The organism is Paludibacterium flexuosum, from assembly GCF_037076605.1.
Classification (GTDB): Bacteria; Pseudomonadota; Gammaproteobacteria; order Burkholderiales; family Chromobacteriaceae; genus Paludibacterium.
Genome location: NZ_AP029060.1, coordinates 1,828,595 through 1,848,527 on the forward strand (window position 1 = coordinate 1,828,595; position 19,933 = coordinate 1,848,527).

17 protein-coding genes are annotated in these 19,933 nt (G+C 59.0%); 2 read left to right on the forward strand and 15 right to left on the reverse strand.

Annotated features, from left to right (window positions below):
* Positions 1–62 precede the first annotated feature (62 nt).
* The 7 genes from AACH39_RS08660 to AACH39_RS08690 all read right to left on the reverse strand — a co-directional run bounded on the left by AACH39_RS08660 (position 63) and on the right by AACH39_RS08690 (position 6,069).
* Positions 63–377 (reverse strand): flagellar protein FliT, encoded by a 315-nt coding sequence (locus AACH39_RS08660; protein ID WP_215780866.1) that lies wholly within the window; start codon positions 375–377, stop codon positions 63–65.
* A 21-nt stretch (positions 378–398) separates the two neighbouring features.
* On the reverse strand, positions 399–845 hold the full coding sequence (fliS, locus tag AACH39_RS08665) for a flagellar export chaperone FliS (protein ID WP_215780863.1): 447 nt from the start codon (positions 843–845) through the stop codon (positions 399–401).
* A 53-nt stretch (positions 846–898) separates the two neighbouring features.
* Positions 899–2,272, reverse strand: a complete 1,374-nt coding sequence (gene fliD, locus AACH39_RS08670) for a flagellar filament capping protein FliD (protein ID WP_338619607.1) — start codon at positions 2,270–2,272, stop codon at positions 899–901.
* Between the two features lie 35 nt (positions 2,273–2,307).
* The gene (locus AACH39_RS08675; protein ID WP_338619610.1) at positions 2,308–2,721 is read right to left on the reverse strand and encodes a flagellar protein FlaG; all 414 of its coding nucleotides are present in this window, start codon (positions 2,719–2,721) and stop codon (positions 2,308–2,310) included.
* A gap of 352 nt (positions 2,722–3,073) precedes the next feature.
* A complete protein-coding gene (locus AACH39_RS08680) occupies positions 3,074–3,922 on the reverse strand; it encodes a flagellin (RefSeq protein WP_215780855.1) in 849 nt (282 codons plus the stop codon).
* Between the two features lie 259 nt (positions 3,923–4,181).
* Complete coding sequence (locus AACH39_RS08685) at positions 4,182–5,027, reverse strand: flagellin (protein ID WP_338619615.1); 846 nt, start codon at positions 5,025–5,027, stop codon at positions 4,182–4,184.
* Between the two features lie 196 nt (positions 5,028–5,223).
* The gene (locus tag AACH39_RS08690) at positions 5,224–6,069 is read right to left on the reverse strand and encodes a flagellin (RefSeq protein ID WP_338619616.1); all 846 of its coding nucleotides are present in this window, start codon (positions 6,067–6,069) and stop codon (positions 5,224–5,226) included.
* A gap of 378 nt (positions 6,070–6,447) precedes the next feature.
* On the opposite strand from AACH39_RS08690, the gene AACH39_RS08695 reads away from it, so the two are divergent.
* On the forward strand, positions 6,448–7,737 hold the full coding sequence (locus AACH39_RS08695) for a radical SAM protein (RefSeq protein ID WP_215780850.1): 1,290 nt from the start codon (positions 6,448–6,450) through the stop codon (positions 7,735–7,737).
* An 11-nt stretch (positions 7,738–7,748) separates the two neighbouring features.
* Complete coding sequence (locus tag AACH39_RS08700) at positions 7,749–9,014, forward strand: glycosyltransferase (protein ID WP_215780849.1); 1,266 nt, start codon at positions 7,749–7,751, stop codon at positions 9,012–9,014.
* Positions 9,015–9,086: 72 nt separating this feature from the next.
* Here AACH39_RS08700 and AACH39_RS08705 read toward each other — a convergent pair whose 3' ends face one another.
* The 8 genes from AACH39_RS08705 to AACH39_RS08740 all read right to left on the reverse strand — a co-directional run bounded on the left by AACH39_RS08705 (position 9,087) and on the right by AACH39_RS08740 (position 19,823).
* Entirely contained in the window at positions 9,087–10,379 is a 1,293-nt protein-coding gene (locus AACH39_RS08705; protein WP_215780848.1) for a radical SAM/SPASM domain-containing protein, read from the reverse strand.
* 28 nt (positions 10,380–10,407) lie between these two features.
* Positions 10,408–10,788 carry an NUDIX domain-containing protein gene (locus AACH39_RS08710; RefSeq protein WP_215780847.1) on the reverse strand — a complete coding sequence of 127 codons (381 nt, stop codon included), beginning with the start codon at positions 10,786–10,788 and terminating at the stop codon, positions 10,408–10,410.
* A 46-nt stretch (positions 10,789–10,834) separates the two neighbouring features.
* Positions 10,835–11,692, reverse strand: a complete 858-nt coding sequence (locus AACH39_RS08715) for an NAD(P)-dependent oxidoreductase (protein WP_215780846.1) — start codon at positions 11,690–11,692, stop codon at positions 10,835–10,837.
* A gap of 217 nt (positions 11,693–11,909) precedes the next feature.
* Complete coding sequence (locus AACH39_RS08720) at positions 11,910–12,830, reverse strand: transketolase C-terminal domain-containing protein (RefSeq protein ID WP_215780845.1); 921 nt, start codon at positions 12,828–12,830, stop codon at positions 11,910–11,912.
* Entirely contained in the window at positions 12,823–13,671 is an 849-nt protein-coding gene (locus AACH39_RS08725) for a transketolase (RefSeq protein WP_338619619.1), read from the reverse strand. Before AACH39_RS08725 ends, AACH39_RS08720 begins: the two co-directional genes overlap by 8 nt.
* On the reverse strand, positions 13,652–14,659 hold the full coding sequence (locus AACH39_RS08730) for an aminoglycoside phosphotransferase family protein (protein ID WP_338619621.1): 1,008 nt from the start codon (positions 14,657–14,659) through the stop codon (positions 13,652–13,654). The genes AACH39_RS08725 and AACH39_RS08730 overlap by 20 nt, the downstream gene beginning before the upstream one ends.
* Complete coding sequence (locus tag AACH39_RS08735; RefSeq protein ID WP_338619623.1) at positions 14,659–15,321, reverse strand: hypothetical protein; 663 nt, start codon at positions 15,319–15,321, stop codon at positions 14,659–14,661. The genes AACH39_RS08730 and AACH39_RS08735 overlap by 1 nt, the downstream gene beginning before the upstream one ends.
* Positions 15,318–19,823 carry a glycosyltransferase gene (locus AACH39_RS08740; protein WP_215780838.1) on the reverse strand — a complete coding sequence of 1,502 codons (4,506 nt, stop codon included), beginning with the start codon at positions 19,821–19,823 and terminating at the stop codon, positions 15,318–15,320. The genes AACH39_RS08735 and AACH39_RS08740 overlap by 4 nt, the downstream gene beginning before the upstream one ends.
* Positions 19,824–19,933 lie beyond the last annotated feature (110 nt).

The window sequence follows — 19,933 nt, forward strand, 5'->3', positions numbered from 1 at the left end:
GGTCTTTCTCTGATTCTAAGAGGCGCTTGAAAATAACCCAAGGAAAAGACCGTCAGACAAGCTCAGCGGTAAGTCATGCGCAGGCGACGCTGCTGTTGCACCGTCGACAACTCCTCACCCAGCTCGTCGCGGCGCGCGCTGGCGAGCAGCTCGATGCGCTGGTTGAGCGACAGCGCCGCCTCGAGCACCGGACGCAGGTCAGGCAGCAGGGTCAGCAGCGCATCGCCGGCCTCGGCCTGCAGGGTCGCCATCTGTGCCTCGCGCGCCTCGTGCACCAGCAGAAAATCCTCCCACTGGCCCTGCTCGGCCGCCACCAGCATGGCTTCGGTATATTCGGCAAACTGACGCGTCGTTTCGCGCAGGCTCTCCAGATTCATGGCGACCTCTTGTCCGTTCCCTCAAATCGCCGTCTGAGAACGGGGGCTTTCCGCGCCCGGAGCAACGTTCCCACCGGTTTTTGCCAGCTCCTGCCATGCGGGCAGAATGACATTCAGCAGCTTGGCGACCTCATCCAGAATCTCCGGATCGTTCTTCATGTTGGCCACGCCAAGGCGGAACTTGGCATAGACGTACAGATCTTCCAGATTCAGCGACAGCGACGCATTGTGCGTATGATCGAGTGCAATGCGCAGGCCTTCGATGATATCGATGGCCTTGTTGATCAGCCTGCCCTTCTCTTCATAGCGCTGGTGCTGCATCAGCACCTTGGCCTGATCGATGGCCCGCAAGGCCCCCTCGTACAACATCACGATCAGACCGACCGGGCTTGCCCCATACACGGCGACCTCCAGCGCATCATCCTGGTAGGCCTTCTTCAACTGCTGCATGGCAAGGGTATTCTTCATGGCTGCCTGAGTATCCCGTGAGGAAGGGGGGCATCTCACCCCCCCGACAATGATTATTTATTGGCGTTCAACGAAGCCAGCATGGAGGTCAGCGATGTGCTGGTCTGCTGCATCTGCATCAGGGACGAGTTCAGCTTGGTATACAGCGACAGATAGCCTGCCTGTACCACGTCCAGCCGGTTCGCCTCCTGCGACATCTTGTCCTTCATGGTCTTGACCTGGGTGTTGAGGGTGGTGGTACGCGTCGTCACCAGCCCGGTCGGACCGAGATAATTGTTGATGGTATTGTTGAAGCGCTGTGCGAAACCATCATTATTATCGTTGCCGAACAGATTGACCACCGCATTGGCGTTATTGGTAATCGCCGTGTTCAATGCCGTGGCATCGAGCTTCAGCGTGCCATCCTTCTGCAGCGAAATACCCGCCTGGGCCAGGTAGGCCACGGTGGTGGTGCCATCGGCGCCGGCAATCGGCGTATTCAGGATCTTGGCAAACTGCGATTGCAGCGAAACCAGCGTAAAGTCGCCCTGCAGACTGGTCTTGTACAGGTTCGACGCATTGTTGGCGACTTTATTGTAGGCGTCGACAAAGCTTTGCACCTTGGCCTGAATGGCGGCACTGTCACTGGCGACAGTCAGCATGGACGACCCGCTCTGTGTCAGGTTCAGCGTCACACCATTGATGGCATTGGTCACCGTGTTGCTGCTGCTGGTCATGGTCAGACCATTGACGACCAGGCTGGCATCCTTGGCGGCTGATGTCAGGCGGCTGTCGGTGATGGCACCGGTGCCATCTACCGCACTGGCGGCGTTGAAGTTGAAAAACGACAAGGCGGCCTGACCGGAGGCGGTCGAAGTGCTGAATGATTTGCTCGCCCCGACGGTGGTACCGGTCAGGACCAGACGATAGGGCGAGGCACTATTGTCTGCCTTCACCACGCTGGCACTCACCCCGATCCCCGCGGAATTAATGGCATTGCTGATCTGGTCGAGCGTGGCATTGGCATCGACATTGACCGACGCCGAGGTCCCGTCGCCAAAGCTGAATTTGAGCGTGTCGGCCGTGTTGCCAAAGCTGGTCGAGGAGCTGGCCTGGCCAGTCAGGGCCAGGTTTTGCGAGGTCGCGAGGGAATTGACCGTAATACTGTAGTTACCCGGGTTGGCCGTCGAGGTCGCCGTGCCGTTCAAGACCGTGGTATTGCTGCTGGTGGCCTTGAACGAATGCACGAACTGCCCCGAGGACAGTGAGGTCAATGTCCCTTGCAGCGCGGTCAGGTCCGAGCTCAGCGCGCCATAATCGGAAATCTGGCTGTTGGTGCTCGAAAGCTGCGAATTCATCCGATTGTAAGGCTGCTTGGCAACGGTCATCAGTTGCGAAACAAGACCTTGCACATCGAGCGGACCGGTCGATGAGGATATGGATGCCATGAGTCACTCCCGGCCCGAAACACCGCTAAGGCGAATCAGGCACTGTCTTTAACCAGCAGACCCTTGAAGTCATCGATCGCCTTGGAAAGCCGCAACACATCTTCCGCCGGAATCTGGCGGATGACTTCGTTAGTCGAACTGTCCGTGACTTTGACGACCCTGCGCCCAGTACCCGGGTCCACTGCAAATTGCAACTGGGTATTGAAAAGTTTGGCCGTATCATTCAGCTTGCTCACCGCCGAACTCAGCTCTTTCTCGTCAATCTTGGTTTTCTTGGTCACATCTGCCTGAGACTGAGAACCATCGGTCTGCGTCTGGCCAACGGACGTCACGGCGGCACTGGTTTGTGCCTGAACAGCCTGTGCACCACTCCCGGACTGAGGGGAAAGGACGGGCTGCGCCGTCTGCGCCGACTGGGGCAGATTGCTCAAAAGTGGATTCACTTGCATGGTGGCCTCCTTACAAGAGACGGGCCTGCACCTGCAGACTTGCTCTCGTCTACGCTCCACAAAGGCCAGGCATCATGCATTGCCTTGCCTTGGTCGACTACAAGGGCCTCGCCCGTTCATCCGCTTGCGCGTGCCAGGCGTACTATTATGACATCCAAGCCGTATGATAGCCGCATTTTCTCCATGGGCGCACCGAAGTGGCAGCCCGCCTCACTCTTTATCGACCGGGCGAGACATAACTTTAGAGGCCATGCGAATTTATTTAACGTTAGACGCCACCACCACAACATGCATATAAAAATAGCCACGAGGCCCCAAGGCATCGTGGCTAAATTGCACCGCTCAATCCCGATCAACCACCCTTGAGCAGGGTCAGGGCCGCCTGGGGCACCTGGTTGGCCTGCGACAGCACGGCCGTACCGGCCTGCTGCAGGATCTGCTGCTGGGTCAGGTTGGCGGTTTCAGAAGCAAAGTCCGTGTCGATGATGCGCGAACGGGAGTCCTTCAGGTTCTGCACATAGTTCGACATATTGGCGATGACCGCCTGGAAACGGTTTTGTACCGCACCCAGTTGCGAACGGTCATTCGAAATCAGGTTGATGTCGGCATCCAGCGCCGACAGCACCGCCGAGGCCTTGGCCGTGGTGGTGATATCGATGGTCCCCGTCGCCGTCAGCGAGGTCGCGTAGCTGTTGATACCGGAAGTCAGATCCAGACCGCTGGCCACCACCTGGTTGGAAGCCACGCCGGAAGCACCGATCTGGAAAGTAATAGAGTTACCACCCGACAGCAGCATGGTGCCGTTGAAGTTGGTGGTTTGCACGATACGCGAGATTTCCTGCGTCAGCTGGTCGACCTGCTTTTGCAGCTGCGAGCGGTTGGTATCGGAAATCGTACCGTTGGCGGCCTGCACGGCAATCTGGCGAATGGTCTGCAGGTTGTTCTGGATCTGGCCCAGTGCACCTTCGGCGGTTTGCGCCAGGGAGATACCGTCACTTGCGTTGCGAATACCCTGCTCGTTACCGTTGATCTGTGTCGTCATGGACTGCGACACAGCCATGCCGGCAGGATCATCCGCCGCGCTGTTGATGCGCAGACCGGACGACAGCCGCTGGAGCGACGTTTTCAGGGATTCAGTTGATCCGGAAAGATTACGCTGGGCATTCAGCGATGCAATGTTGGTATTGACATAAATTGCCATTATTGTTCTCCATCGAGTCGAGGATAACTCGGCGGACTTTGCCAGCGATGTCCCAGCGCACCCGATGCGCGCCCGTCAAATTTGACGGCCCCTTCCAGCAATATGCCTTCAGGATAGGCTAGTCAGTCCCCGTACCGCCTCTCATGGTGAACAATACGCGTAGAAAACACCAAACGCAAGCTTTGCGATAAAAACAACGAGTTACCACGACATGTTGACATGCCGTGGTAACCATTTTTGCATCACTTGTTAGTCAGACTTAACCCTTCAGCAGGGTCAGGGCCGCCTGCGGCACCTGGTTGGCCTGACTCAGAATCGCGGTACCGGCCTGTTGCAGAATCTGGTTCTGCGTCAGGTTCGCGGTTTCCGACGCGAAGTCGGTGTCCACGATACGGCTGCGCGAGTCAGACAGGTTCTGTACATAGTTCTGCATGTTGGCCACCACCGCCTGGAAGCGGTTCTGGATGGCACCCAGCTGCGAACGGTCGTTCGATACGGTGTTGATGTCCGTATCCAGTGCCGACAGCACGGCAGAAGCCTTGGCAGAGGTGGTGATGTCGATGGTACCGGTCGCCGTCAGCGAGGTCGCGTAGCTCGACACGCCCGAGGTCAGGTCCAGACCGCTGGCCACCACCTGGTTGGTGGCCACACCCGAGGCACCGACCTGGAAGGTAATGTTGGCACCACCGGACAGCAGCACCGTGCCGTTGAAGTTGGTGGTTTGCACGATACGCGAGATTTCCTGCGTCAGCTGGTCGACCTGCTTTTGCAGCTGCGAACGGTTGGTATCGGAAATCGTACCGTTGGCGGCCTGCACCGCAATCTGGCGAATGGTCTGCAGGTTGTTCTGGATCTGGCCCAGTGCACCTTCAGCCGTTTGTGCCAGCGAGATACCGTCACTCGCGTTACGGATACCCTGGTTGTTACCGTTGATCTGCAGGGTCATGGTTTGCGAAATCGCCATGCCGGCAGGATCGTCGGCCGCGCTGTTGATCCGCAGACCGGAGGACAGACGTTGCAGAGAGGTCTTCAGCGAGTCAGTGGATGCAGACAGATTGCGCTGCGCATTGAGCGAGGCAATATTGGTATTTACATAGATAGCCATTTTTACTCTCCATCGAGTCAGTTAGCCGGCGGGAACTTCTCAGCGCCACTACCGAAGACGGGTCTTTGCTTCCGCCCATGACTTACTTATCGGCAGGCAATCGACAATCTTTAGTTACAACACGCACTTTCTTGCAGATTTCATGAAAAAGCCCCGCCGGAGCGGGGCTTCAAGACCAGAGGAGAGAAATCTCCGCTTAGCCCTTCAGCAGGGTCAGGGCTGCCTGCGGCACCTGGTTGGCCTGACTCAGAATCGCGGTACCGGCCTGTTGCAGAATCTGGTTCTGCGTCAGGTTCGCGGTTTCCGACGCGAAGTCGGTGTCCACGATACGGCTGCGCGAGTCAGACAGGTTCTGTACATAGTTCTGCATGTTGGCCACCACCGCCTGGAAGCGGTTCTGGATGGCACCCAGCTGCGAACGGTCGTTCGATACGGTGTTGATGTCCGTATCCAGTGCCGACAGCACGGCAGAAGCCTTGGCAGAGGTGGTGATGTCGATGGTACCGGTCGCCGTCAGCGAGGTCGCGTAGCTCGACACGCCCGAGGTCAGGTCCAGACCGCTGGCCACCACCTGGTTGGAAGCCACACCGGATGCCCCCACCTGGAAGGTAATGTTGGCACCACCGGACAGCAGCACCGTGCCGTTGAAGTTGGTGGTTTGCACGATACGCGAGATTTCCTGCGTCAGCTGGTCGACCTGCTTTTGCAGCTGCGAACGGTTGGTATCGGAAATCGTACCGTTGGCGGCCTGCACCGCAATCTGGCGAATGGTCTGCAGGTTGTTCTGGATCTGGCCCAGTGCACCTTCAGCCGTTTGCGCCAGCGAGATACCGTCACTCGCGTTACGGATACCCTGGTTGTTACCGTTGATCTGCAGGGTCATGGTTTGCGAAATCGCCATGCCGGCAGGATCGTCAGCCGCACTGTTGATCCGCAGACCGGAGGACAGACGCTGCAGGGAGGTCTTCAACGAGTCCGTCGATGCGGACAAATTGCGCTGCGCATTGAGCGAGGCAATATTGGTATTTACATAGATAGCCATGACAGGCCTCCATTCTCTTTCATATTAAGTCCGCCAAAGCGGACAGGCTTGCCCAGCCTTCATCCGCCACCACTTGTCACTTACTCGTCTACTTCATCGACAGCAATCCGAAAACCTTTAGGGTTGTAATGATATTTTTTTTCATGGGATGAATTCGTCGGGCAGAATCCGCGCCACCCCTTCAGCCAACGCCACAGCAACCGATATAAACAGACCAGTGAGGGTGCTTATCCATTGCCTACTGCCTCTATGGCATGTAGATTTCCAACTTAAATTGCATAGACTCGCTGGAAGCCGATGAGCCGAGGCGCCACGACAGCACGCCCGCTCAAACGCACTGTTTGCAGACCATGCACATTCATCGGGAGTCATCTGACCATGAACAGAGAAAAAATCATGCTGGTTGTCATGCCCTACGAGGGAGAAGTGCTCGACCGCGTGACCGCCAAGTTTTACAAGAACAAAGCTGTCAAATACATGCCTCTCGGCGTGCTGAGCCTGGCCGCCAACATTCCGGCCGACCGCTATGAAGTCAACGTGCTCGACGCCGCCAGCCTGGGCCTGTCTCTGGATGAGACGATTGAGCAGATCGAAACCTTTGCCCCTGACGTGCTCGGCCTGTCGGTCGTCACCTATCGCGCCTGGGCCATGACCGAGATCCTGCGGCGCACCAGTGCCCCCTGCAAGATCGTCGGCGGCCCGCACGCCACCAAGAACTACCGCTTCATTCAAGAGCAAGGCGCCCATGCGGTGTTCGTCGATGACGCGGAAGTCATCTTTCCGGAATGGCTGGACTCCGGTCGTCCGCCCGGCGTTTACTTTGGCGGGCAAGTGGACCTGAACGCCATCCCCCTGCCGGCGCGGCACCTGATGGATATCGAGACTTACCGTATCGAGGCCAATGAAGACCTGCTGTTCAATGTCGGCTCGCTGCGCCTGCCGATGTTCAGCTCCAAAGGATGCCCCTACGCTTGTACGTACTGCGACGTGCAGCAGAAGACCTTCAACATGAAGTCTGCCGAGCGCTGCGTGGAAGAATTCAAGCAGCTGATCGATCTCGGGGCGACCTCGATCCACATTCTCGACGATGCCTTCAACGTCAACCGCGCCCGCGTCAGCGAGATCTCCCGCGCCCTGATCAATGAAAACATCACCATTGACTGGAGTGCGCGCGGCACGGTCGAAGTCCGGGAAGATGTGATTGCCGATCTGGCCGACGCGGGATGTCGCCGCCTGCATGTCGGCATCGAGAGTCTCGATGACGGGATTCTGGCCACGTTCAAGAAGTCCTGCCGGTACAAACACATCGAACAGTTCTGCAAGCTGTGCAGCAAGTACGGCATCGACATCCTGGGCTACTTCATCATGGGGGCTCCGGGCGAAACCCAGGAGTATCGCAACTCCCTGCCCAGCCGCATCCGCGACCTCGGCATCAAGCTGCCCTACTTCAACCTGCTGTCTCCGCTGGCAGAAACGCCGTACTACGATCAACTGCTGAAAGAAGGCAAATTTGATCGCGATGTCTGGACCGACTTTTGCCGCAACCCGGTACGCGACTTCATCATCCCCGAAGTTCGTACTCATGAAGACGAAGAAGAACTGCGCCTGATCATTGATCGCTATGTGGAGTACTTCAAGCGCAATGACATGTCGGTTTTTGTCAGCTAAGGACCTGCCTCATGGCAATCAGCAAAGTGGTACTGTTGCACAGCTTCAGTACCCACCCTTATATGGCCGGCATGCTGCGCTCGCTGGCCAGCGCCTTTTCATGCGAGGGCGTGGAAACCCTCGCCGTCGACTCCGACCTTGACGATGAAGCGATCTATAAGGAGCTGTCGACGCTCAAACCGGATTTCATCTTTGAAATCAACCGCACCAAAAACCAGAGCCGTGCGGCCATCCCCGAGGAAATACCGCACGTCGCCTGGATTCAGGACGGCTGGCGCGAGCGTCGCCCCCATGAGCGCAAGCAACTGCACTATACCGACCCCAACTTCGGCGGCAGCCTGCTGACCTACACCCTGATCCAGCCGGACTACTTCGGCTTCAGCCATCATCTGCTCGAAGGGGTCTGGGGCCGACTGCATACCGGCATTGACCCGAACATGCACTACCCGCGGCCGGAGATCACGCCGGTGCCGAATACGGCGGCTATCTGCGGCTACATCCCGCTGCCCCTGCACGCCACCAACCCGGCGGTCATGCGTCATGCCCTGGGCTGGAACAATGGCAAGAAACTGTGCGTCGACCGAGTTGCCGACTTCTTGCTGACCAAGGCCAAGGTCAGTGTCTGCAAGCACTCCTTCAGCGACATGCACGATCTGATCGCCAGCCAGTTCCGCGACTACCTGCAGATCGACATTTCCGGCGCCCAGCTCGCCACCAGCATGGACCAGACCGCCGTGCTGCATACGCTCGATACCGAAATGCCGCGCATCAACGATCGCCTGGCCATTGGCGACATGGCCGTTGCCGCCGGTCTCGATCTGGCGATTTATGGCTCGTCACAATGGCTTTACTGGCCAAAATTTGTCCCTTACTACCGCCGCAATCTGCGCTGGCAGCAGGAACTTGCCCAGGTCTACCGCGAAACCCAGGTCAATATGCACAACGGCTGCTTCGGCATGCACTCCCGGGTACTGGAGGGAATGGGCTGTGGGGCCCCGATGTTTGTCTGCACCGGGCGCTTCGATGATACAGAGCACGATATCAAGCGACATTTCCAGCCTGGCGAACACTACATTCCCTTCACCATTGAAGAAGGCGTCGAGACCTTGCGCCACTGGTGCGCACAGCCGGCCAGGCTGCGCGAGATCGGCATGAATGCGGCAGAAGAGGCTCATGCCCGTCATACCTGGCGACATCGTGTACAGGAAGTCCTCAGCGATATCAGCAGCCTGCAGGACGCGCCCACCGCCAGGAGCGACGAAACCATCACCGCCTGAGGTCCTGCTTCTTCAGGTCAGCCAAAGAAAAACGGCGCGGAGAAATCCGCGCCGTTCATTTTGGCTGCCGCCTCAGACAAAGTTCTTGTGCGGCGGCGGGTTGTTCAGATCGAAGCCGCCCGAGTACTTCTGCACAATCCCGCTGTTGACGTTGCCCTCCTTGGCATCCCACAGGAAGTTGTTGCAGGAGTGGGTACGGCAATTGGCATAGCAATCCTTGTGGACGTCAATCTCATTCTTGACCTTGTCGATGACCTTCCAGTAATGATCGGACTCGACGATTTCACGGAAGGTCTGCTTGGTCAGATCACCGAGCAGATAATCCTGCTGATACTTGCCGTCAAAGAACATACCGCAGGTGTACACCTTGCCGGTGCCTTCGGTATACAGCAGGAACGGCGCGCCCAGGCACTGGTCATAATCGCGCTTGCCACCGTTGGTGATCTTGTCCCACTTCACGACCACGCGATAATCCCCCGTGCCATAGCCCTCGGCCTCCAGCAGCAGGGGTGCGTACTTCTCGTAATCATCCAGACGCTCATAGAAACCCAGGTCGTTTTCCACCGTGTCGCTGCAATGCTTGACCTGGAAGTAGTCAACGCCCAGCTCCTGGCCCAGCTTGGCCAGCGGCACCACTTCACCGATGTCCTTCGGGGTCAGCACCATCTGCAGGCCGATATCCAGCTGCAGGTTATGCTTGCGTTTGTACTCCACACAGAAGCGGATCTTTTCGATCACGGTATCGAACATCTTGCTGGCATGGATCCGGCGATACGACTCATCGGAGGCCGCGCTGATATTGAATCGCAGCCAGGACAGGTGCTCCAGCGCCGCCTGACCATCACGACCGGTATCAAACAGTACCCCGTTGGTCCCCGCCGACATATCGATGCCCGACTCCTTGCCCACCACCACGGCCTCATAGAAGTGCGGGTTGAGCGTCGGCTCGGCTTCGCCAATCAGGGCGATCGAACGCACGCCCATGTCGCCGGCACTGCGCAGATAATTGTCGATCAGCGAATGGCGATCAATATACTTCTTGGCGCTTTCCTTGTAGAAATTGCCTTGCGTGACGCCATAGCAGTAATGGCACTTGATGTTGCAACCCTTGGACAGGCCCGAGTCGATATGGATAGGCGCAAAAATCTCGCCATTTTTCCAGGCCTTGAAACGGTCAAGATGCCAGAGCATCTTGTTGCCATCCATCAGGTATTTGTCCTGGGAGGAAATGTGCTTGCCCTGGGCATTCAGCGTGGACGGCATATTCCGCTTGAGCTGGGACAGGTCAACAACCTGATCCGGCATATTCTGATTGCGGCGGAAAAACCGCGAATGAGAACTTTCTTCCTTGATGATATCGTCCATTTCACGCTCCATGTCCAACAGTTCAAAATCACCCTGCAAAAGGGAAACCCAGCAACGTCTGGACATCCCTGGGATACAGCCCCTTCGGCGGATTTTCTGGATCTACCCAAATGGCTGCCGCACCCTCAAAAACCGGGTAATGATCGTTATGTAACTCGGCACTGAAAAAATAAGCCAGTTCTTTGTGGTCAGGTTCGACTGCCGCGACCCGCGCGGCATGAAACGCAATGTCGACACAAAACCCCAGTTCCTCCTGCATCTCCCGCAAGGCCGCCGCATGCGGCGTCTCGCCATGGCGAATGCCGCCGCCGAAGAAGCCGACACAAGACGGCATGATCGGTGCATCATCGGTGCGCAGCTGCATCAGAAAGCCATGCCGGCGATGCCAGAGAATCAGCAGCGACGACACCAGGTCACAGTCCCCGCTGTGTCTGTCCACCGGACAGTGGATCAACTCAGCCGCGTTCTGCATCACGCGCCTCCAGATAGGCCTGCAGTGCCTCGCGCCAGGGCCGCAATACCGGACCGCGCCGCGACACCAGCGGGGTTCTCAGATTCTTGCGCCCGACAAAGGGGAAATCCCGGTACGAAGCCGGCAACACCGTCACGGCCGGCGCCACATGCGCCATGACCGCCTGCATCACCTCATACAGCGAAGCACGTCCCTGATTCGACAGGTGATAGACGCCGTAGCGGGCTTCCTGCAGCAACAGGGCATACACCGCATCGGCCACATCCAGGCTGTAGCAAGGCGAGCAGAGAATGTCCTGCGAAGCCCGAATGGTCGTTTGGCCATTCGCCACCAGACTCAACATTTTCTCAACAAACTGATTCTGTTTATGACTAGGGCCAAACAGAATCGAAATACGGGCAATATAATATTTAAGAGCAGTATTTTGAACCAGACAATCGCCACCCCATTTTGTCATGCCATAGACATTTACCGGATTGGCTGAATCTGATTCATCGTATTCGGTTTTTTCCTCATCACCATTAAATACGGCATCCGTACTAAAGTGCAGCAAAGTCGCCTGATATTCATTGGCCATTTTGGCCAGGGCATACGGAAACAGGGTATTGACGGCATAGGCGGCCTGCGGATTCTGCTCGCAGGGATCAATTCCCAGATAACCCACCGTATTGATGATCGCCCAGGGACGGTATTGTTCGATGAAGGGTCGCAGTGTCTCCGGTCTGGCCGCATCGAAATCACGGGAAGCCAGACCGACCAGCGCGATATCCGCCGGACAGCGCTGTTGCAGCGCCAGGCCCATTTTCCCGGAATGCCCCAGCAGTAGAACCGTTTTCTTCATATCCCATCCTGTTTTCATGCCGCGATAAAAACCATGATTACGAAAGGACTATTTAACGACGCCAGACAAATCGAAAAATAACCGGGAAAGGGTTTTCTGGCATTATCGCAGCAGTAAGACATCTTTCGTCAAGCCACAGAAAAACTTAAGTCGGCACCAGAAAAAAATCCGGCAAAACCCTATATATACCAGGGTTTTGCCGTCCTTCGGCTGGCCTTCAATTCAGGGCCATTTGCACGGTTTGCACGATCCCGGCGGCGGTCAATCCCTCTGCCTGCAGATGATTGGCCTGGCTGCCATACTGATGCCGAAATGCAACGGGCAAGCCCAGACGCCGGATCACCGGCATAGGGCGCGGCAGGTCCGCCAGGGTCTCCAGCACAGCCGTGCCCAGGCCTCCGTCACGCAGATGCTCTTCGACCGTCACCACCAGCCGGGCCTTTTCGGTCATCTGCGTCAGCAAGGCCACATCCATCGGCACCACAGTCGGCAAGGACAGTACCGCACAATCCACCCCAGACGCGCGCAAGCCGTTCGCCGCTTCCAGCGCGGCATGCACCATGATGCCGGTCGCCACCAGCAGCACCTCGCCCGGCTCGCCATAGGCACGACCGACACCGATATCGAAGCGGCCCAGCGGGTTAGCCACCACCGGATCCTTGCCCTTGGCCAGGCGAATATACATCGGCCCCGGCCACTGCAGCGTGGACGGCATGAAGCTGCGCATGTCCTCGGCATCGGTCGGCACCACCACGGCCATCCCCGGCAAGGCGCGCATCAGGGCAATGTCTTCGATGGCGGTATGCGTCGGCCCCAGCGGGGCATACACCATGCCGCCGCCATTGGCGATCAGACGCACCGGCAACTGGTGCAGACACACGTCGACCGCCACCTGCTCCAGACAACGCCGGGTCAGGAAGGTCGCAATGGTATTCACATACGGGATATAACCGGCCATCGCCAGACCGGCGGCCATGCCGATCACATTCTGCTCGGAGATACCCTCGATGAAAAAACGGTCCGGATACGCCGCCTGCATTTTGGACAGGGTACCGGGACCAGGATCGGACCCGATGTACACGACACGCGGGTCCTGCTGGGCCAGCTCATAGACCATGTTCAGGCAGGTATTACGCATGCTCCCCTCCTCCCAGCGCGGTCTGGATCGCCGCCAGTTCAGCCTCGGTCAGGGCATTCTTGTGGTGCCAGTCCGGGTTGTTCTCCGCCTGGGGTATGCCCCGGCCCTTGATGGTGTGGCAAATCAGCACCGACGGTTTGCCGGCTTCAAACGGCAACTGCTGCAAGGTCTGGCGCAAGGCCACCACATCGTGGCCATCCACTTCGCGCACACCGAAGCCGAAGCTGCGCCACTTGTCGGCCAGCGGTGCCATGTCCTGCACCTCGCTGACCGGGCCATAGGACTGCAGCTTGTTGTGATCGACAATGGCCACCAGATTTTCCAGGCCATGCTTGCCGGCCGACATCGCGGCCTCCCAGACAGAGCCTTCATTCAGTTCACCATCCCCGGTCACGACGAACACACGCCAATCCTGCTTCTGCATGCGTGCCGCCAGAGCCAGACCCAGGCCGATCGACAGACCATGCCCCAGCGCCCCGGTCGAGGCCTCGACACCAGGCAGACTGCCAAATTCCGGATGGCCGCCCAGGCGGCTATCGTATTGGCAGAAAGTCTGCAGCTCTTCACGCGGAAAGAATCCCTTGTCGGCCAGAATCGCATACCAGGCCAGGCAGCCATGCCCCTTGCTGAGGATGCAGCGATCGCGCAGCGGCCAGTCCGGCTCGTCGGGCCTGACACGCAAAATATCGTCGTAAAGCACACGCATGACCTCGACCAGCGACAGCGCCGGACCGGGATGGCCACGCTTGGCGGCCACCATGGCCGATACCACCAGCTGACGCAAAGCCAGCGAGCGCGCATCCAGCGCGGCCACACTGAGCTCAGAAGGATGGGCAGTCATCAATCACCTCCTGCAATTGCACGAAGAACCCCCGGGCCAGCTCAAGCTGCTGTGCACCGGCCTCGGCCAGGGAGCGCTGCTCGCCCGCCAGCACGCGGCGTTGCCAGATCTCGGGGATAAACACGTTCAGAATAATCAGACACCACAGGCTGCCGCACAGCCCGAGCATGGCTGGCAGCCTGGCGGCAAACAGCGGGTCGCGCGGCGCAAACTGCCGCAGCGCCCGGGTCAGTGCCATGCGGCGCATGGCGGGCGACAGGGCAGAACCGGGATGCAAGACCAGATCACAGCTGAATTTCACTGCGTCATCCCAGCCAAAATATTCAAAATCAAGAAAACACAGACGGCCATCGCGGCGGCGCAGCAGATTGTGCCGGCCAAAATCCGACGGCGACAGGCACAGGGCGGACGCCGGCAGCGGTGCCGCCAGCGCACAGCCATGCTGCGCCAGCAGCGCGGCATACGGCGCCAGCAGGCCCTGCTGGAAGGGCTGCAGCGTATTCAGGGCAAAATCGCGCAGCGCCTCATGCTGCGACAGCACAGGCTGCAGACGTTGCCAGCGCTGCGCGAACTGCCTTTGCGGCGCGGCGAAATCCAGGCTGGCGTGCGAGGCCGCCGGCAAATCCTGCGCATCCGGCGCCAGACGCAATCGGTCCAGCGCGGCCACCAGGGAGAACATCTGCTCGAGATCCGCAGCCGCCAGTGCCTCCGGGCGCTCCCCCTCAATCCATTCGTAGATGGCGATCCGCCGCGCCGGATCACAGGCAATGGCCTGTGGCGTCAGCGTGACACCATGCCGGAACAGGAAACGCAACGCACCGAATTCCGCGCCGAGGCGATCACGGTCATCCGGCGGATAATGCTTCAGCACATAACGCTGCCCGGCCACCGCCAGCAGAAACAGCTGGTTATTGCCGCCCCCCGGCATAGGCTCACAGGACTGCACGGGCATCCCGAGCAGGCCCTCGGCCAGGTCTTTCATCGTCATCACGTTGCAGCAGGCCATAGCACGTCACTCAGCATGGCCCAGGAAGGCAGGGCCGTCAGCGGCGGATGCTGCCGGTTGCCGGGCGCAAACCACAGCGCACGGCAATCTGGCGGAAAGGCGCCGTCCAGCAAGACCTCGGGCAGATCATCAATGAACACCCGGCAGCCCTGACGGGCAATGGCCGCCAACTTCTCGCCCCGCTCGTCGTGAAACGAGACATCCCCCGCGACAAAGCCCAGCCCATCGGGGGCAAAGAAGCCTCGCTGCTGCATCCAGTCCATGGCCGCCTGGCGCAAATCCACCTGCTCGGGATCAAAATGACCATAGCGGGACTTGTGGCTGATGATGCGCAGTACGGCGCCCTCTTGCCTGGCCCGTTGCACGAACTGATCAAAGCCGGGGAACACGCTGGCCAGACCGATTTCCCGGCCATAGACCAACCCCTGCAAACGCATCCAGGCCTGCTCGCCGGCCTGTTCGCGCACCCGCTGCCTGACTTGCGCCTTGTCGAGACCGCTGGCCTCGTCCAGCAGTCCCATGGCACAAGCCACGCGGGCAAAGGCCTGGTCATAGCAGGCAATGGTATTGTCGAAATCGATGCCGATGATCAGCGGGCCGGACGCAGCCTGGGCCACGTCCGCTACCGCAGCCTGCCGTTTCATCGGGTAAACGCCTGCACCCACTCGTCGAGGTGGTCTTCCAGCAGATAATGCCGACCCACCCACTCACGCAGGGCATCCCCTTCGCGATAAGCGGCATCCAGATCATGCACCCGCTCACGGATGGCATCGGTCCAGGCTTCCACCGTGTTCGGCACACGCTTCACCGGCGCCTGGTTGGTCTGGTACGGATAGATATCGGTACACACCACCGGCCAGCCCATGGCACCGTACTCCAGCAGACGCAGATTACTCTTGCTCTCGTTGAAGGCATTCACCTCCAGCGGGGCAATCGCCAGGTCCAGATTCAGACTGGCCATGGTGCCCGGATAATCCTTGAAGGCCACCCAGTTGCGCTTGACCTTGATGAGATCCTCCAGCTCCTTGGGCCACATGCCCATGAAGACCCAATCCACTTCATCCGCCGTGGCCCGCACCACTTCCTGAATAATCTCCAGGTCACCCTGATGCTGCTGCGCGCCGACCCAACCTACACGCGGCTTCGGTCCGACGCTGCGCTTCGAGCGCAGATTCCACCACATTTCCTTGTTCAGTCGGTTCGGCACCAGGCGCACATCGCCGATCAGGTCGCGGCAGGCTTCGGCCAGTGGTTCGGTCGAGACAATGGCACGGTCAACCAGCGCCAGGCACTCGCGCATGCGACGGCGCGCATCGCGGAAGTTGGCTTTGATGTGCTTGTAGAGCGAGCTCTTTTCCGGCAGATCCGTCAGCAAGTCGTCGATCGTCACGATGCGCAGCTTTTCCGGGAAGAACTCACGATAGAAGCGCGAGGTTTCCAGATGCATGTCGTTGAAGCCGTTTTGCGACACCAGCACATCCGGATTCATGCGCTCGATTTCCAGCGGCTTGGGCATCAGGTTACGGTTCTGCTCCATGCGGATGCAGCAAACCTGAGCCTTGCCGGCCACCGCCAGCGCACGCAGCGGTTGCACCACACGATACTCGCCACTGCCGCCGGCAATGGCGGCAGCCAGAATGCGTGGCCGCTCGGTGAACTCAGGATCCCAGGTATAGGGAATGCCATGCTCGATGGTCAGCGGGGTGTTGCGCAGGGTCAGGTTGCGGTTGTAGGCCCGGTCATTGGCCAGTTCCTTCATCCAGTGCTCGAACATATACATGTGTTCGCGCTTGCTGCGCTCGGCAAAGCGGCCCTGCTCGATCGGATCGGCCAGGCGGGCATTGACGCTCATGCCATGGTGATGCACCAGGATGGCATAAGGCGTCCACAACAGCTTGTAACCGGCGCGGCTGATCCGCAGCCCGAACTCGATATCATTGAACAGTACGCTGAGTTCTTCATTGAACCCGCCGACCTCCTGGTACACATCACGGCGCACCAGCAGGCAGGCGCCGGTCAGGCCGGAGAGACTCATGTCGCACTGGTTACGGTTCATGTAGCCAGGATCATCCAGCTTGCAGTCCATGCCGTAGTGATTGCCGATCGCCAGCATGATCTGGCCATTGCCCAGCACGATCCCGCCATGCTGAACCATGCCGGTTTCCGGATACACCAGTTTGGCGCCGACAGCCCCGACTTCCGAGTGCTGCGCATGCATCAGCAGGCGCTCCAGCCACTCGGGCTGAACGATTTCAATATCGTTGTTCAGCAACAGGACATAGTCGCCACGAGCGGCACCGGCCCCGAGGTTGCACTGCGCCGAGAAGTTGAACGGTGCATCGTAAGACACCACCCGTACGCGATCCGGATACTCCGCCACCACACGTTCGTAGTAATCCAGGACATCCGGGTCCTGACTCTGGTTGTCCACCACCAGCACTTCGAAGTGCTGGTAGGCGGTCTTGGCGAACAGACTTTCCAGGCAGGGCTGCAGGAATTCCAGCTTGTCGCGGTTCGGGATCACGATCGACACCAGCGGCTGACCCTCTACCGGGTACTCGACCTTGAAGATGCCGGGACGGGCACCGTCCAGCACCTGCCCCGGGCGGCCGAGGCGTGCCAGATGCTGCTCGATCGCCACCCGCTGTGCGGTCCACTCCAGCACACCTTCTTCGACCTGCGGCAGGTGGAACATCGGGAAGGCAATGTGGCCGATCGACGACTCGCCGTACTGTTGCGACATCCGCAGCAACAGCTCGTAGCTTTCCTTGCCCGGGAAGGCGGCAAAGCCGCCGACATTCATCACGGCCTGCTGATTGAAGACGCAGGCAGCACCGATGTAGTCCCAGGACAGCAGGTACTCCAGATTGAAGTCAGGCTTGAACTGCGGATCGGAGAAGCTGCCCGGCAGCAGCAACTGGTCATGGTCGGTATAGACGGCGGCCAGATGATCCTTGCCCTGGACATAATCGCCCAGACGCAGCAGGCACTCCGGCGACAGCTCGGTGCCCGGCGGCACCAGTGCCAGCCAGTCGCCCGGCAGGTCGGTCACAATGGCATTCAGCCCGGCCACCACCTGCTCGTCGTTCTCCAGCGATTCGACCTCCAGCCAGCCCAGCAGATCGGTGCTGTTGAAAATCGGATCCGGGGCCGGGAAATCGGCCACCACGATCAGCCGCCAGGTCTGATACATCTGTTGCTGCAGAGACTGGATGGTGCCACCCAGCGCCTCCAGATTGGCCTGCGCCACCTTCATCACCAGGGTGATCAGCGGTTTGCGGTGCCACTTGGTCAGCATGCGTTCGGCCAGGATTTCCACGTCGACTTCGCGCAGGCCATGGGCGTCTTGCCACAGCAGGTATTCTGTCGACCCCGCCGAGGCACGGGCCGGATGATCCGCAGCCATGACGGCGGCACGGCCGACACGGATCAGGGCATTGCCCATGTCGTCATAACGTTCGTAAATCTTGCTGAACAGCGCCTTCAATCGTCCCGACTCACGGCCGGTCATGTGATCTTCGGCATCTTCGCGCTGCCGCACTTCGACCGTGGTCTGCTGCAAATGGATGAACTGAGTGGCACGAGACAGGCGAATCAGCAGATCCCAGTCCTCCAGCGCCGTCAGGGTTTCATCGAACACCCCGACCTGATCGAACCAGGCGCGGGCAAAGGCATAGATATTCACCGGCAGGTAGTTGGCCACCTGCAGACGAACCATGTCGTAATCTTCATGCACGAAGTAGCGGGAACGCTTCACCTCGCGGCGCACGCCCTTGTCGACCGACTCCGTCACCAGTTCAGCGCCGGTGTAGACCACGCACTCCGGATTGGCCACCAGACCATCGCGCAGCACCTGCAGGTGATTCGGCTGCATCAGGTCATCGTCATCCAGGAAGCAGACAAATTGGCCACGGGCCAGCTTGATGGCGGTATTTCGTGCTGCAGACAGGCCGCGATTAGGTTGACGGACATAGGTGATACGCGGATCACGGCCAGCCCATTCGACGGTGTTTTCCATCATGTCACCGCCATCATTGACCACCAGCACCTCAAAGTCCTGGCAAGTCTGCGCCAGAATGCTGGCCACGGCATCCTGCAGCATGCGCGGGCGCTTGTAAGCGGCAACAATCACCGAGAAGAACGGTCCGTCCTGCACCGCGATCTGGCTCTGGCGCGTCGACTTGTTCAGCACGGCACGCAAGGCCGGCGAGACCACGGTGAGCGGATCCATCTTGATCAGCGTATTGAAGCGCTGGCGGAAATACTCGAAGCGCTCGTGAATATACTGATCCATCTCCTGGCTCGGCGGATTGGCGTGCTCGACATAGAACAGGTATTTGCCATACAGCAGGGTGAAAATATTACCCAGCTGACCGCTCAGACGCGGCAGATTGGTTTCGACCAGATAGCGGTCCAGCAACAGCATGTGCTCGACAATCGCCATCCCGCTGGCGGCATAGGTATCCACACTGGACGCCTGCTTGGCATGCTGGCGGAACACCGAAATCACTTCGTTGGTGAATACCCCGCGCACATTGCGCAGGCTCAGATCCAGCATCATGTCCCAGTCGGTGGCGCGGAAGAAGCGCTCCCCCGGGAAGGCCTTGAGCGTCACATCGAAGAAGGCCTCGCGCAGCTGCAGGACCTCGTTGCGGAACAGGGTCGAGCCGATCTGGATGTAGCAGTCATGTGCCAGTTGCGGGGCAAATTCATCGCGGGTACCGGCATAGGGCTCGGTCAGCCAGCCGGGATGCTGCAGTTTGAAAATATTATTGTCGGCTTGCTGAACGTTATAGCGACCGAAGGCATAGCCGCACTCCGGGTGGGCATCCAGTGCGGCCTTGAGCGTCTTGAGTGCGCCGGGCATCAGCGCATCATCGGCACTGACCACCATCACGTACTCGCCCTGAGCCAGGCCGACCGCATAGTTGTAGTTGAGGATGGCGCCCAGATTGACCAGGTTGCGGTAACCATGCACGCAAGGGTACTTGGCCTCGTATTCGGCAATCACTTCCGGCGTATTGTCGGTCGACGCGTCATCGCAGATCAGGATCTCGAGGTCGTCGATGCCCTGAGCTAGCACGCTGTCGATGGCCGCTGGCAGATATTTGCCATAGTTATACGCTGGAATGACGATAGAAATCATGCACCCTCCCGATTTCGGAATCTCAATGGTTTTCGCCGCCATACCCCCATCCGTCACCAGGGCATGGCAGTGGCAAATAATAATTCAGACAACATAACGCGCCGCGCCGG